Here is a 16,302-nt window from a genome sequence, read left to right on the forward strand (position 1 = left end):
AATACGAAGATATAATAAAGTGTATTATAATTATATAGAAACAAACACAATAAACACGTTTAACAAAATTAAATCTTGTGCAATAAAAAACGCTCACTTAAAAAAGTGAGCGTTTAAAATATATTATCTTTTTCTAATTAGTATGACCACATATCTAATTCGAAATTTCTAATTTTTTCTTTAATTCTTTCAGATTCTAAAAGTTGCATTAATGCGTTTTCAGGCACATACTCTACGACCTTACGATCTCCAAATACATTTTCTTCTCTAGTGATTACTCCATTAAAACGACGTGCATTTAAAATGTGATCGAAAGAAAATGGTACAGCACTATTTTTAGCATTAAAAGATTTTGCTTCATGCAATACATCTCTAGCATCTGGATAGAATACCCAAAACAATGGATTTGGTTCGCTGTTAGCATTCTCAGCATCCAAGAAATTTACGTCTGGTGCTGCTGGTGCTATACCAAGTAAACGATATTTTAATTCACCTTGTCGCTTGTCAAAATACCATAATCCTTTTATAAGATATGCGCTAATATGATAAGAAGAAATCTCAGTTTTTGTAATATACTCTGGATCTACTCGACCTTCTGCATTAAATTGATCGTAACCGTAATCTAAAGTATCAATTTTAGTAGTTATATCTCGCATTTCTTTAGCTGTACGCTTAGCTGAAAAATAAGAATCGTTATACACGTTTTCTATTTCACCTTCAGCAATAGCCTTTGTTAAAACATCGTAAAGAGAACGTCTGTTACTTCCAATATTATTTGTATCTACAGGATAGTATAATGGAAAGTTTACACGCTCGTCTAAAACAATTTTTTCCCAAGTCATTTTTGCGAACATAATATCTCTATCGTCAACATAACCGTATTCTAAAGGCTTATCGTTGTCTAAAGCTTTTTGTTCTTCAGTTCTCACACCAATCTCTGCTGGAGATTTAGCATTTAAAATGTTAGCTTGAGCAAATGCACTAGTAGAGATTAATGCTCCAAATACAACTGCTAATAAAGATTTATAATTCATTTGTTTCTTCTTTTTATATTAATTTAATTATAAAGTTGATTAGTTTGCTAACTCTATAACTATTGGAGATGCAGGCTTCATTTTTGGTCCAGATGATCTAGATTTAATTTCAAAAATAGTAACAGCATCACCTCTTCTTGCTTTGTTAATTGCAGCTTTTGCTTGACCATTCATTTTGCTACCACTTACAGTAATACTTGGCTGTCCTGGAACTTTAACTTTAAATCCAGTTACAGTTAATGGTAAATCAAAATCAAAATCTTCTAATTCTGCTTTTACAGTACCTGCAGCAACGTTTGCTCTAGGTAATTTTCCTGAAGACATACCAGCCATTTTTCCTGTTGGCTTAGGAATATCTTTAATTCTAAATGTAGCTTTATCGCTTGCTCTTGAACCATCATCTAAAGTTGCACTAACATTAATAGTAACTTCTCTTCCTGATGTTGGTACCATTGTATATTTACCTGCTTTACCAGCTTTAGATAAACCTGGTGCACTTGCAGAAACTTTATTATCTGGAACTCCAGCAAAAGAAATTGTCATTGGGTTAGTTACACCTCTATAAACAACATTCATTTTATCTGCTGAAATTGTTGCTGAATTTGGTCTTGGAACAACAACATAGTTACCAACGATAGGAATTTCTAAAGGTTTACCATCTTCTAAGAATGTAAATGTTCCTTTAATCTCTTGTTCTCCAACATTACCTACGTTAAAATCTAACTTAGCAGCTCCTGTAGAGTCAATAGCTTGAGAAACATCTATTTCTTTTCCTTGTACGGTTAATTTTGTAGGTGTTACGTTTGCATATTTTCCTAAAACAACTTTACCTTGAAACTTTTCTCCTGCAAAGAATGCAGACTTATCAGCTAATACAATTGCTTGATATTTTTTTAAAGAAACAGCTTCATCTAAACTATTCCCTAAGAATAAGTTAAACATGTTAGCCTCTGTCATCTTAACATCGTTTTGCATTGCTGTTAACTTTGTGTAAGATGCAATTGCTGGGAAACCTTGAAAGTTATAGTTTAACCAACTTTTAGTTACTCCTTCTTTTGTTTTCACCTCTGCTGTAGAAAAACGCTTCTCTAAACGCTCAATAGCCTTTTGATACTTAACGTCTGTACCAAGAATGTTTTTAATATCAGTTTTATATTGCTCAATTTTTGCAATAACTTCTTGACCTTTTTTAGTTTCACGGTCTCCAGTAAACCACATTTCGTCAAGGATATCTGTTTTATCCATTGCCTCAAATGGTAACTTTCCAGTTTCTGGATCTACAGAATAGTTTCCTTCTCTAAGGATATCTGCTTTTAAAGTACCAATGTATTTAAAAAACTTATCTGAAACTGTATTTACTTGAGTTGCCTTATTATAAGGTACTGCAAATTCCTCTTTCTTTTCTTCAGCTTTAGTTTCTAAATCTGCTAATAAAGCAGTATTTTTCTCAGTAGCTACTTCGTTAGATTCTTCGAACTTAGCGTCCATTAATCCAAATGCCGATAGTACTTCTTTTGACATATTCATTGCCATCATTGCGATGAATACTAAATACATCAAGTTAATCATTTTCTGCCTTGCAGATGCTTTTCCTCCTGCCATGTCTAATTAGTTTTTTTAATTATTAATATTAGTTATACTAATTACTAATTAGTTTTTGTTCATTGCCGTTAACATTCCTCCATATACTCCATTTAAAGAAGATAAGTTAGATGCTAAAGATTGCATTTGCTCTTTTAATTTAGCAGCATTTTCTACAGACTCTTCGTTAATTGTAGCTTGACGACTTGCAGCCTCCATTTGTACTTTATATAAACTGTTTAAAGATTCCATCTGTGCAGCAGCTAGAGTCATTTCTTCTCCATATTTCTTTTGTGCAGCCATAGCGTCTACAGTTGGAGAAATTCCTTTAGCAGCTCCTTCGAAGTTTTTAATGCTGTTTCCTAAACTAGCCATTAATTCTCCATCAATTTTTGCATCTTTTAATAAGTTATCTAATTTTTTAGATAATAAACCTTCAGCATCTTTAGGCTCTTCAACTAATTTTCCTTTTTTAGTTGTTGTTACACCACCTGCTAATTCAGGGTATACTAAAGACCAATCTAAATCTGCTGATTGTCTTTCGAATGCAGAATATGTAAATACTAAAGCTTCCACAATCATACCTAACGTTAAGATTTCTGAACCATAAGGCCAGTGTTGGATTTTAAATAAGGCTCCAACAATTACAATTGCTGCTCCTAATCCATAAATCATATTAGTTACTGTGATTTTACCTTTTTGTGCCATAATTTCTAAGTTTTAATTTTTGTAGTTAATTTTTAATTTTAGTAGAGTTTTATTATCGTCTTGCATTAGCTGTTACTTCTGTACCCATATAATCTTGTACGGTTCTAAAGCCAATATAACTTCTTGCAGAATCTGCATATTCGTAATCTCTTGAACTTACTTGTAAGAAGTAAGCAACATCTTTCCAAGATCCACCTCTAACCACTTTACGTTGGTTATTAGCTTCGTTTACACTTGGATTAATTGTAGACATATGTTCGTATGAACTTGGATCGTAAGAAGCGTTTACCCACTCTGATACGTTTCCTGCCATATTATATAGATTAAAATCATTAGGTTCAAAAGCATCTGCTTCTACAGTATATAATGCTTGATCTGCTGCATAATCTCCTCTTAAAGGTTTAAAGTTTGCCATAAAACAACCTCTATCATTTTTAGCATATGGACCTCCCCAAGGGAAAGTTGCTGCTTGAAGACCTCCTCTTGCTGCATACTCCCATTCAGCTTCAGATGGTAAACGATACGAATTTACGTAATGTCTTTTCTTTTCTTTTCTGTACGAGTTATGTAATAATGTTCTCCATTGGCAAAAAGCTTTTGCTTGTTTCCAAGATACTCCTACAACTGGATAATCTCCATAAGCATCGTGCCAGAAATAATCGTTGTGCATTGGCTCATTATAAGAATAAGCAAAATCTCTAATCCAAGCCGTAGTATCTGGATAGATTTCTACTTCTTCTTTTATAATAACATCTTTACGACGTAAATTCTTGTTTTTTGCAGCTTTTTCGATATCCATGTAAGAATACTGAAACTTAAATTTAGTTACATCCCATGTACGTTGACCATTATAAGACTCTTCTATTGGTAAATACATAGTATCCATAACTTCTACATAGTACTCATCTGGATATTCTGCTGTATCAAAAATCAAATCAACATCATGATTTAGTTTTCTTCCTTCATAACCAGTTTCTCCAAGTCCACTATAGTTATCAAGCATATACTGCTCATAAGGTGTCATTTCTTCTTCATTAGCGTCTTTAAAAGCAAACTGACCAATTCCTGGCTCTCCACTTTCTCCTGTTTCTCCAACTTCATCGGCTAAGATTGCTAATTTTGTTCTAACAGTAGAGTCTCTTACCCATTCTACAAACTGACGATACTCACTATTAGTGATTTCTGTCTCGTCCATATAGAAGGCTCTTACTGTAACTGTTTTTGCTGGCGCATCTTGAATTCCAGCCAAATCATCATCGGCTTTACCCATTATAAATGCTCCTCCAGGAACCAAAGTCATACCGTAAGGCTTCTCTGGATGCCACTTCTTTCCTTTAACACCAACTAATTGGCCTCTGTCTTTAGAACCACAACTGGCTAAAAGTGTTAAAACTACTGTTAATAATACAAACTTCTTCATATTCATTGTAAAACTCGAGGTTAATTATATACTCCTAATTTTTTAAGAGCGTAAACATATTTATATATTTTTTAAAAAACAACTTTTAATCAAAAAAAAAATACATTTCATCGTGTTAAAATTGCATTTAAACGATTTGAAAATGTTAAAGTTTACTCCTTTTTTTTATTTATAAACTGTTTTTCTGATACGCCTTATACCATCTGGCTGGTATTTTACCATTACATGCATCTATATAATCTTTGTGCGTGCAAGGTAATAACGTATGTTTTTTTAATTTATTATTAACATTTGATAAAAAAGGTATTTCTACCCACCATCTTCCCGTTTTTGTGCTTTTATAGAACACTAACTGCTCTGTGTCTGCTAAAGTAGTGAATTTTTGGTGATTAATATCATCTAAAAAATTATCATCTTTAATTCTACAGTTTACACCTTCTATAAAATACCATAACATTTGAGCTACTAACATTGCTGTTACTTCATCATCATAAGAAGGTTTGTACTCAAATATACCAAATGCAGACACCTTATTACTTATTCCAGCATAACGAGAAATGGCGCAAATTTCTTTTCCATCTAAGCCGTTTGGAGAAAGTCTTTGTTTTAAACTTACTTCTGAAGCTTTTACTGACCCTAAATCTATACTCACCAAATTTGCATCCCTCATAGCTGGCTCTGCTAAGGTGATATCGTTAGAAATCTCTCCTAATCGATATGCTTCAAAATACAAACGCTCCATTAAATCTATTTCTTCTTGGGAGTTAAAATACGTTTGATAACCTATAGTTGCATAATTAAATAAGTTATATGGCTCATCCAAAATAACTTTACCTATAAAACTATTATTTTTTATTGGTTTTGCAGAATCTCCAAGATCGAAACGTGAATCTACATTAACAATATTAACCATTGGCATTAAATTATCGTATGCACGATAAATAGCGTATGTTAAATCTTGACTTCCGCCTAATATTACAGGAATAATTTTTTTCTGAATTAAAATAGAAACTGTTGTTTTTAAGGCAAAGTAAGTATCTTCAACAGACTCTCCTCTATTAATATCGCCTAAATCTGCAATTGTTGTATTCCAACTTCCAGGAAATAAAGCATAAAAAGATTTCCTAATTTCATTAAGCTGAAACTCTTCTCCTATATAATTAACATCATTTCTATTTTCTAAAACTCCAACTATAGCAATTGAAACGCCTTCTAAGTCTGGAATGCCATTTTGAGAAGAATGAATTTTCAATTTTCGTCCTAATGCCTGCATAGACAATAACTCATTATGAGCTAACACTGCATCTGTAACTGGAGACAAAAAATTAAAGTTCATACTAGTTTATTTCTTTTTTACAGTGGTTTTTTTCTTTGTAGCAGTTTTCTTTTTTGCTGCTGGTTTCTTTCTAACCTTTTTTTTAGGTGCGTTTTTCTCTATTATCCCTTTAACTTCTTCTAAGGTTAGAGCTGGAGCATCAGTTGTTTTAGGTAATTCAATTTTTACTTTTCCTTGAATTATATTAAATCTTCCCCAACGTGCCTTTTCTACACGAATACCTTCTTCTTCCCAATTATGAATTACTTTATCAATTTCTTTTTGAATCTTTGCTTCTATTAATTCTACAATATCTTCATCTGATAAGTTATCCCAATCGTATTTTTTATTGACATTTATAAACATATTGTTCCATTTTATAAATGGCCCAAAACGTCCTTTTCCTTTTTGCACAGGCAAATCCTTATACATATATATAGGTGCATCTGCTTTTTCTTTTTCCTTAATTAGTTCTATCGCTTGATCTAATTCAACTTCTAAAGGATCGCTTCCCTTTGGCAACGACACGTATGCTCCACCAAACTTTACATATGGTCCAAAACGACCATTATTTACTTCTACAGACTCTCCTTTATATGTTCCCAAAGTTTTAGGAAGTTTGAATAAGTCCATAGCCTCTTCAAAGGTAATACTTGCTAACTGCTGATCTGGAGCTAAACTAGCGTAAGTAGGATCTTCATCATCGTCTACAGTTCCCATTTGTACCATAGGACCAAATTTACCTAAACGTACACTTACTCGTTTTCCAGATTTAGGATCTTCTCCTAAAATACGTTCTCCAGATTCTCTTTCTGCATTTTCTTGAACGTCAATTACTTTTGGATGAAAATCTTTGTAAAAAGATTTCATTACTTTTTTCCAATCTGCTTTACCTTCTGCAATATCGTCAAACTGATTCTCTACATTTGCTGTAAAACTATAGTCTAAAATACTTTCGAAATGATTGACCAAAAAGTTTGTTACAATAATACCGATATCTGTTGGAACTAATTTCCCTTTATCTGACCCAACTTTTTCTGTTAGTAGATTATCATTTATTTTACCTTCCTCAAGAACTAATTGCGTATAATTACGCTCTATACCTTCTACAGTACCTTTTTCTACATAGTTTCTATTTTGTATTGTAGATATTGTTGGCGCATAAGTAGATGGACGACCAATACCAAGTTCTTCTAACTTTTTAACTAAGGATGCCTCTGTAAATCTATATGGTGCTCTTGTGTAACGCTCTGTTGCAGTAATATTTTTATTTAAAAGTACTTCATTTACTTTCATTGCTGGCAACATACCTTCTTGTTGTTCTAAATCTTCATCGTCTGTACCTTCTAAATACACCTTTAAAAATCCATCAAAAGTAATTACCTCTCCATTTGCAGTAAATGTTTGTTTATGTGATGCTGCATTAATTTTAACATTGGTACGCTCTAATTTTGCTTCACTCATTTGCGAAGCTATAGAACGTTTCCAAATTAACTCATATAATCTTGTTTGATCATAGTCTAAACCTGCAGAGTGTACTGCAAAGTTTGTAGGCCTAATCGCTTCGTGAGCTTCTTGTGCGTTTTTAGATTTCCCTTTATAATCACGCTCTTTTGCATATTCTTTTCCGTAAGCATCAATAATCTCTTTTGCTGCTCCTTTTTTTGCTTCATCAGATAGGTTTACACTATCTGTTCTCATATAAGTAATTAAACCGGCTTCGTATAAACGTTGTGCCATGGTCATGGTTTTACTTACAGAAAAATATAATTTACGTGACGCTTCTTGCTGTAATGTTGATGTTGTAAATGGTGCTGAAGGCGATTTTTTAGCTGGTTTTTTTTCTAGATCTGAAACCTTAAATGTTGTATTTGCATTTTTTTCTAAAAAGGCTAATGCTTCTTTTTTAGTTTTTATTGCTTTTGGCAATTTAGCTTTAAACGACTGCCCTTCTTCATTAGAAAACTCTGCATCAATTCTATAAGATGCTTCTGGTTTAAATTCATTAATTTCTTGTTCGCGCTCTACAATTAATCTAACTGAAACCGATTGCACTCGACCTGCAGACAAACCTCCTTTTACTTTTCTCCACAATACCGGAGACAGCTCGTAACCTACAATTCTATCTAATACACGACGCGCTTGTTGAGCATCTACTAAATCGTAATCTATTTGTCTTGGGTTCTCAACTGCTTTTTGGATTGCAGATTTTGTAATTTCATGAAAAACAATACGTCTTGTTTTTTTCTTATCTAAATTTAATGACTCGGCTAAATGCCAAGCAATAGCTTCTCCTTCTCGATCCTCATCACTAGCCAACCAAACCATTTCTGCTTTATTTGCTAATTCTTTTAGTTTTTTTACAACTGCTTTTTTGTCTGAGGATACTTGGTATTTTGGATCAAAATCACCTTCTACATCTACTCCTAATTCTTTGGAAGGTAAATCGGAAATATGCCCATAACTCGATTCTACCTTAAAGTCCTTTCCAAGAAATTTTTCGATTGTTTTTGCTTTCGCAGGTGACTCAACTATTACTAAATTCTTCGCCATTCTTACGTTTTTAAGGTTACAAATGTATATCAAAAAAAATATATGAACCTAATTTATATTAAAATCTATTAAATTTTAAGATTTTTTTCTTTGATAATATTTAAAAAAAGAACTTTTGTTGCATTAATTTTAATCATCCTTATTTAAGCATTAACACCGTTTAAATTCTCCTTAATATATACCAATAAAATCACCGAGTAATTCTTATTAAAAAATTAACACACTGTCAGATTGTCATAAATCTTAAAATACCGTATCTTTGCATACTTATTGTATCGGATAAAAAAGATAAGATTTTCGTTTTTACGAGAAATAAATATGGAAAAAATAATAGACGAAAGTAAACAAGGAGATGCTTTAATTTTAGAGCAGAAGAAACAAAATTCTAAAAAGCTTTATATTGAAAGCTATGGCTGTGCTATGAATTTTAGCGACAGTGAAATTGTTGCGTCTGTTTTAAACGATCAAGGTTATAATACTACAGACAAACTTGAAGACGCCGATTTAGTTTTAGTAAACACCTGCTCTATTAGAGACAAAGCAGAACAAACTGTTAGAAAACGTCTTGAAAAATACAATGCTGTAAAGCGTACTAATCCAAAAATGAAAGTTGGTGTATTAGGCTGTATGGCAGAACGTTTAAAAAGTAAATTTCTGGAAGAAGAAAAGATTGTAGATCTTGTTGTTGGACCAGATGCTTATAAAGATTTGCCAAACTTATTAGCAGAAGTTGAAGATGGACATGACGCCATAAATGTTATTTTATCTAAAGACGAAACTTATGGTGATATTTCTCCTGTGCGTTTAAACACTAATGGTGTAAGTGCATTAGTTTCTATAACTCGTGGTTGCGATAATATGTGTACCTTTTGTGTAGTACCGTTTACTCGTGGTAGAGAACGTAGTAGAGACCCACAAAGTATTATTGAAGAAATTAACGATCTTTGGAACAAAGGCTACAAAGAAATTACTTTACTTGGGCAAAATGTAGACAGCTATCTTTGGTATGGTGGCGGACTTAAAAAAGATTTTGCTAAAGCTACTGAAATGCAGAAAGCTACAGCTGTAGATTTTTCAAAGCTATTACAAATTTGTGCAGAAGCACAACCAAAAATGCGAATTCGTTTCTCTACTTCTAATCCTCAAGACATGAGTTTAGATGTTATTGAAACCATGGCGAAATACGATAATATATGTAAGCATATTCATTTACCAGTACAAAGTGGAAGCAATCGTATTTTAAAAGAAATGAATCGCTTACATACACGTGAAGAATATTTTACTTTAATAGATAATATTAAGCGTATTCTTCCTGATTGTTCTATTAGCCAAGATATGATTGCTGGTTTCCCAACCGAAACCGAACAAGATCACCAAGATACCTTAAGCTTAATGGAGTATGTTAAATATAATTTTGGTTATATGTATATGTATTCTGAACGTCCTGGCACATTAGCAGAAAGAAAACTAGATGACGATGTACCAGAAGCCACCAAAAAAAGACGTCTTGCAGAAATTGTTCAATTACAGCGCGAACATGGAGAAATTCAAATTAAAAAATATTTAAACAAAGAAGTTGAAGTTTTAATTGAGCGAGAGTCTAAAAAATCTAACGCACAATGGTCCGGAAAAACTTCACAAAATATTGTTGCTGTATTTCCTAAGGAAAATTATAAAGTGGGAGATTTAGTAAAGGTTAAAGTTTTAGATTGTACAACCGCTACTTTAATAGGAGAAGCCGTAGGCTATTCGCAAAACAATTAACGTAATTATGAATAAAATCGCTATCTTATTTTTAGGATTTGTATTTTTATTTACAACTAGTTATGCTCAATTAAAAATAGAGCTAAATAAAGTGTATTCTAGCTCATTCTTAATTAACAATAATATAAAAGTTAAAACATTAGCTTCTAACCTTTCATTTAACTCAAAAAAATTAATAACACTTTTAAATAAAGAATTTGGTGTTTTTAATGAAGCTGCAAAAGTAGATTTAGGCACAATATATTTATGGGAAAATATAAATATTAAAAAAGTAAATACTAAAAACTGTTCCTTAATTGTAAACGAAGCATCATATAGCGAAGGCGGTGAAAATATAGATGGTAAAATTACGCATACAAAAATACCAACTATAAATGTTTATATTTTAGATGAGGATAGAAATAACATTTTAGATTTTGACAGTAAAAAAACTAAAATGGAGAAATTTTTAAAGAAACTCATTAATAAAGCAAGTAAAAACTAATTTAAAAAGATTCCCATTTAAATGGGTTATTAATATGGAATCAATACAAGCTACAAAACAACGTTTCGGGATTATTGGAAATAGCGCTACTTTAAATCGTGCTATTGAAAAGGCAATCCAGGTATCACCAACAGATATTTCTGTTTTGGTTACAGGAGAAAGTGGTGTTGGAAAAGAAAGCATTCCAAAAATAATACACCAACTTTCACATAGAAAGCACAATAAATATATTGCTGTAAACTGTGGCGCAATACCAGAAGGCACAATAGACAGCGAACTTTTTGGTCATGAAAAAGGTGCTTTTACAGGAGCAACCTCTACAAGATCTGGTTACTTTGAAGTTGCCGACGGTGGAACAATTTTTTTAGATGAAGTTGGAGAATTACCCTTAACAACACAAGTAAGATTACTTCGTGTTCTGGAAAACGGAGAGTTTATAAAAGTAGGTTCTAGTAAAGTACAAAAAACCAATGTAAGAATAGTAGCTGCAACAAATGTTAATATGTTTGAAGCTATTAAAAAAGAAAAATTTCGTGAAGATTTATATTACAGACTAAGCACTGTAGAAATTAATTTACCTCCATTACGAGAGCGCCAAGAAGACATCCATTTATTATTTAGAAAATTTGCTAGTGATTTTGCATTAAAATATAAAATGCCTACAATAAAATTATCAGACGATGCAATTCAAATTCTACTAAAATTTCGTTGGAGTGGTAATATTAGGCAATTACGTAATGTAGCAGAACAAGTATCTGTTTTAGAACAAAATAGAGCCATTTCTGCCGAAACTTTAAGGAGTTATTTACCATCTGGAAGCTCTAACTTACCTGCTGTAATTAATAAAACAAAATCTGAAAGTGATTTTAGTAGTGAGCGCGAAATTCTCTACAAAGTATTGTTTGATATGAAAGCCGATTTAAATGATTTAAAGAAGCTTACCATGGAATTAATGAAAAGCGGAAATGCCAAAGACGTTCAAAAAGACAACGAAGGCTTAATTGAAAAAATTTACGGCGATAATAATACCGAAGAAAGTTTAGACGACTTACAAGTATTAGCAATACCACAAGAAGTAAAAAAAGAACAAACGTACAAGGCTGAAACTGAAGACAAATATCATTTCGCAGAAGAAATTGAGGAGGAAGAAACTTTATCTCTACATGATAAAGAATTAGAATTAATTAAAAAATCTTTAGAAAGACACGGTGGAAAACGCAAGTTAGCTGCAGAAGAATTAGGCATAAGCGAACGAACGCTTTATAGAAAAATTAAACAATTTGATCTTTAAATTTTCGTTATTACAAATAGCCTTTTCTTATAAACTTAATACAAATATGAAATACATAAAACACGCTCTATTACTATTAACAATATCACTTACGTTTTTTAGTTGTGGTTTTTATTCTTTTTCTGGAACTAACATTCAAGATAATGTAAAATCTTTTCAGGTTAATTATTTTCAAAATACAGCTGCACAAGTAGAACCTGGAATTGATAGAGATTTCACCATTGCCTTACAAGACTTAATAGTAAACCAAACTAATTTAGAACTTGTTAACTCTAATGGAGATTTAGTTTACGAAGGAGAAATTACAGAGTATCGTATTTCACCAACTACAGCAACTGCAGATAATACAGCCGCACAAAACAGACTATCTGTAAGCGTACGAGTTCGTTTTTATAATAAAAAAGCAGAAGATGATGATTTTGAACAAACTTTTTCTTTCTTTTACGATTACGCAGGAAGCTCCCTACTTACAGGAAGCATAAAAGACACAGCATTAGAAGAAATTTTTGAACGTATTACTCAAGATATATTTAATGCATCTTTAGCTAAGTGGTAAAAAATGAATCAGACAACGTTTTTAAATATAATTAAATCGCCTCAGAATATTAATAAGGAAACAACTACAGATTTAGAAAATGTTGTAGATAATTTCCCTTATTTTCAATCTGCAAGAGCATTACATTTAAAAGGATTAAAAAACGCCGAAAGTTTTAAATACAATAATGCTTTAAAAAAAACAGCCGCCTACACCACAGACAGAAGTATTTTATTCGATTTTATTACCTCTAAAACATTTACACAAAATGAAGTGTCTCAATTCATAAAACAAAACACTTCAAATTTATTAGACATAAAAGTTCAAGCCGAAGATATTTCGGTTCAAAAAAGCATTACCATTGACAGTGCTTTAAAACAGCAAATTGAAGAGACCAAAAACATATTAAATCCAGATTTATTCGAGCCTAAAAGTGAAAGCACACAAACTTTAAACATAAAAACTGAAGACACAAAAACGCCTGAAAACATTTTAAATATAGGTAAACCACTACAGTTTGAAAAAACTGAAACTCATTCCTTTAACGAGTGGTTAAGTTTAACACGTCTTACTCCTATAAATCGGGATATTGAATCAAATAAAAGCACTAATAAAGATACCGAGCCAAAGCAATCTGTTAAAGCACTTGCTAAAGCAAAAAAGTTTGATCTCATCGAAAAATTTATAGAAAAGAGTCCTAAATTGGCTGCAAAAAAAGTTGCTACTTCTAAAAAGAACATTGCTAAAGCACAAATGATCCAGCCAGAAGCCTTAATGACAGAGACTTTAGCACGTATTTATCTTGAGCAAAAAAATTATAAAAAAGCAATTCAATCTTATAAAATATTAAGTTTGAAATATCCAGAAAAAAGTGGTTTCTTTGCAGACCAAATTAAAGCAATAAAAGAATTACAAGAACAAAACAATAAAGAATAACATGTTTACAATATTATTAATTTTAATCGTAGTAGTAGCTTTTTTACTAATTGTAGTTATAATGGTACAAAACCCTAAAGGAGGTGGATTATCTTCTTCTTTTGGCGGAGGCGGAACTCAACAATTAGGTGGTGTAAAGAAAACAACAGATTTCTTAGACAAAAGTACATGGACATTAGCTAGTATTTTAGTAGTGTTAATACTTGCATCAAGCTTAACAATAACTCGTACAGGAGTTGGAGCAGAATCTAAAGCATTAGATCCTGACGCTATATCTACACCTGTTACACCAGCACCTGCGCCTGCTGTAGAAAATACAACTACAAATGAAACTGATGGTGAATAATCACACCTAAATATAAAATTAAAAAATGCCAGCTATTAAGTTGGCATTTTTTGTTTTATCACTATCCTATTTTTACAATCTGTAAGTTTGTCAGTTACCTGCTAATGGCACATTTTTAGTATAAAAATCACTATAAAAATAAACCATCTGTTTTTAAACAGAATAAATAAAATAAATATGAGTAAATTAAACATTAAACCACTAGCAGATCGTGTACTAGTAGAAGCACTTCCTGCCGAAACACAAACTGCTTCTGGATTATATATTCCAGATAGCGCACAAGAGAAACAACACAAAGGCACTGTAGTTGCAATTGGAAACGGAAAAAAAGACGAACCACTAACCGTTAAAGTAGGAGACACTGTTCTTTACGGAAAATATTCTGGCTCTGAAATTAAGTTAGACGGTGTAAACTATTTAATGATGCGAGAAGAAGATATAATGGCTATTATATAATTCCTATTTCTGTAAACGCAGAAATCTCATTATTTGTAAATAGATTATTAAATTAAAACAAAACAATTCTCAATTTTAAGGGAATAAAATTAAAATTTTAACGATGGCAAAAGATATAAAATTTGATATAGAAGCACGCGACGGACTAAAACGTGGTGTAGATGCATTAGCAAATGCTGTAAAAGTAACTTTAGGACCAAAAGGAAGAAATGTAATTATTAGCCGTTCTTTTGGCGCTCCAGTTGTAACTAAAGATGGTGTAAGTGTTGCTAAAGAAATTGAGTTAGAAAACCCATTAGAAAACATGGGAGCTCAAATGGTAAAAGAAGTTGCTTCTAAAACCAACGATTTAGCTGGTGATGGTACTACAACGGCAACCGTTTTAGCGCAAGCTATTGTAAAAGAAGGATTAAAAAATGTTGCTGCCGGTGCAAATCCTATGGACTTAAAACGTGGTATTGACAAAGCCGTAACAGCTTTAGTTGAAGACTTAGGAAAACAAGCTAAAGAAGTAAAAAACTCTTCAGATAAAATAAAGCAAGTTGCTTCAATTTCTGCAAATAACGATGAATTAATTGGAGATTTAATTGCTAGCGCATTTGGAAAAGTTGGAAAAGAAGGTGTAATTACTGTTGAAGAAGCTAAAGGAACAGACACTTATGTAGATGTTGTAGAAGGTATGCAGTTTGACAGAGGTTACCTATCTCCTTATTTTGTAACAGATAGCGAGAAAATGATTGCAGATTTAGAAAACCCTTACGTATTACTATACGATAAGAAAGTATCTACAATGAAGGATTTACTTCCTATTCTTGAGCCAGTTGCGCAAACAGGAAAGCCTTTATTAATTATAGCTGAAGATGTTGATGGTGAAGCATTAGCGACTTTAGTAGTAAATAAATTACGTGGATCTTTAAAAATTGCTGCTGTAAAAGCACCAGGTTTTGGAGACAGACGTAAAGCAATGTTAGAAGATATTGCAATTTTAACTGGAGGAACAGTAATTTCTGAAGAACGCGGATTTACACTTGAAAATGCCTCTATTGAAATGCTTGGTACTGCAGAGCGCATAACTATAGATAAGGACAATACAACTGTAGTAAATGGATCTGGAGATAAAGACATGATTAAAAACCGTGTTAACCAAATTAAATCTCAAATAGAATCTACAACAAGCGACTACGATAAAGAAAAACTACAAGAACGTCTTGCTAAATTAGCAGGTGGTGTTGCTGTACTTTATGTTGGTGCTGCCAGTGAAGTAGAAATGAAAGAGAAAAAAGACCGTGTTGATGATGCTTTACATGCTACAAGAGCAGCTGTAGAAGAAGGTATTGTTGCAGGTGGTGGTGTTGCTTTAGTAAGAGCTAAATCTGTTTTAGAAAAAATTACTACAGAAAACTTAGACGAAACTACAGGAATACAAATTGTTGCACGTGCTATTGAAGCACCTTTAAGAACTATTGTAGAAAATGCTGGTGGAGAAGGTAGTGTTGTTGTAAACAAAGTTATGGAAGGTAAAAAAGACTTTGGTTACGATGCTAAAACCGAAACTTATGTAGATATGCTTAAAGCTGGTATTATAGATCCTAAAAAAGTAACTAGAATCGCATTAGAAAATGCTGCTTCTGTTGCTGGAATGATTTTAACTACAGAGTGTGCATTAATCGATATTAAAGAAGATGCTCCTGCTGGTGGCGGAATGCCTCCAATGGGTGGTGGAATGCCAGGCATGATGTAATGGCGAATCGCCATAGATAAACATCTCACTGATGTTTAACAAGAGTTAACTAAGTGAGGTAATAAAAAACGCTCTCAGATTTATTTCTGAGAGCGTTTTCTTTTAAAAAAATGATAATTTCTATTTTTTTTTAAATGT

At 32.3% G+C, this 16,302-nt stretch carries 14 protein-coding genes; 8 read left to right on the plus strand and 6 right to left on the minus strand.

Annotation, left to right across the window (positions count from 1 at the left end; all coding sequences use genetic code 11):
- Positions 1-137: 137 nt before the first annotated feature.
- The 6 genes from porN to topA all read right to left on the minus strand — a co-directional run bounded on the left by porN (position 138) and on the right by topA (position 8,611).
- Entirely contained in the window at positions 138-1,034 is an 897-nt protein-coding gene (gene porN / locus CLV86_RS03535) for a type IX secretion system ring subunit PorN/GldN (RefSeq protein ID WP_121049719.1), read from the minus strand.
- 39 nt (positions 1,035-1,073) lie between these two features.
- Positions 1,074-2,636 (minus strand): type IX secretion system motor protein PorM/GldM, encoded by a 1,563-nt coding sequence (porM, locus tag CLV86_RS03540; protein ID WP_076733972.1) that lies wholly within the window; start codon positions 2,634-2,636, stop codon positions 1,074-1,076.
- Between the two features lie 48 nt (positions 2,637-2,684).
- Positions 2,685-3,323, minus strand: coding sequence for a type IX secretion system motor protein PorL/GldL (gene porL, locus CLV86_RS03545; RefSeq protein WP_076733973.1), 639 nt, complete (start codon positions 3,321-3,323; stop codon positions 2,685-2,687).
- A 52-nt stretch (positions 3,324-3,375) separates the two neighbouring features.
- Positions 3,376-4,743, minus strand: coding sequence for a T9SS ring complex lipoprotein PorK/GldK (gene porK, locus CLV86_RS03550; RefSeq protein WP_076733974.1), 1,368 nt, complete (start codon positions 4,741-4,743; stop codon positions 3,376-3,378).
- Positions 4,744-4,912: 169 nt separating this feature from the next.
- Complete coding sequence (locus CLV86_RS03555; RefSeq protein ID WP_076733975.1) at positions 4,913-6,079, minus strand: formimidoylglutamase; 1,167 nt, start codon at positions 6,077-6,079, stop codon at positions 4,913-4,915.
- Between the two features lie 6 nt (positions 6,080-6,085).
- On the minus strand, positions 6,086-8,611 hold the full coding sequence (topA, locus tag CLV86_RS03560) for a type I DNA topoisomerase (RefSeq protein WP_121049722.1): 2,526 nt from the start codon (positions 8,609-8,611) through the stop codon (positions 6,086-6,088).
- A gap of 318 nt (positions 8,612-8,929) precedes the next feature.
- Here topA and miaB point away from each other — a divergent pair, with 318 nt between their 5' ends.
- From miaB to groL, 8 genes are all read left to right on the plus strand, one after another.
- Positions 8,930-10,375 (plus strand): tRNA (N6-isopentenyl adenosine(37)-C2)-methylthiotransferase MiaB, encoded by a 1,446-nt coding sequence (miaB, locus tag CLV86_RS03565; protein ID WP_076733977.1) that lies wholly within the window; start codon positions 8,930-8,932, stop codon positions 10,373-10,375.
- Between the two features lie 7 nt (positions 10,376-10,382).
- Positions 10,383-10,859 carry a hypothetical protein gene (locus CLV86_RS03570; protein WP_121049725.1) on the plus strand — a complete coding sequence of 159 codons (477 nt, stop codon included), beginning with the start codon at positions 10,383-10,385 and terminating at the stop codon, positions 10,857-10,859.
- A gap of 34 nt (positions 10,860-10,893) precedes the next feature.
- Positions 10,894-12,150 (plus strand): sigma-54 interaction domain-containing protein, encoded by a 1,257-nt coding sequence (locus tag CLV86_RS03575; protein ID WP_121049727.1) that lies wholly within the window; start codon positions 10,894-10,896, stop codon positions 12,148-12,150.
- 46 nt (positions 12,151-12,196) lie between these two features.
- Entirely contained in the window at positions 12,197-12,706 is a 510-nt protein-coding gene (locus CLV86_RS03580) for an LptE family protein (protein WP_076734433.1), read from the plus strand.
- A 3-nt stretch (positions 12,707-12,709) separates the two neighbouring features.
- Positions 12,710-13,621 carry a hypothetical protein gene (locus CLV86_RS03585; protein WP_121049730.1) on the plus strand — a complete coding sequence of 304 codons (912 nt, stop codon included), beginning with the start codon at positions 12,710-12,712 and terminating at the stop codon, positions 13,619-13,621.
- 1 nt (position 13,622) lies between these two features.
- On the plus strand, positions 13,623-13,967 hold the full coding sequence (gene secG, locus CLV86_RS03590; protein WP_076733981.1) for a preprotein translocase subunit SecG: 345 nt from the start codon (positions 13,623-13,625) through the stop codon (positions 13,965-13,967).
- 177 nt (positions 13,968-14,144) lie between these two features.
- The gene (locus CLV86_RS03595) at positions 14,145-14,423 is read left to right on the plus strand and encodes a co-chaperone GroES (protein ID WP_076733982.1); all 279 of its coding nucleotides are present in this window, start codon (positions 14,145-14,147) and stop codon (positions 14,421-14,423) included.
- 103 nt (positions 14,424-14,526) lie between these two features.
- A complete protein-coding gene (gene groL / locus CLV86_RS03600) occupies positions 14,527-16,164 on the plus strand; it encodes a chaperonin GroEL (protein WP_076733983.1) in 1,638 nt (545 codons plus the stop codon).
- Positions 16,165-16,302: the final 138 nt, after the last annotated feature.

It is taken from the genome of Lacinutrix venerupis, assembly GCF_003663945.1.
GTDB classification, from domain to species: Bacteria; Bacteroidota; Bacteroidia; order Flavobacteriales; family Flavobacteriaceae; genus Lacinutrix; species Lacinutrix venerupis.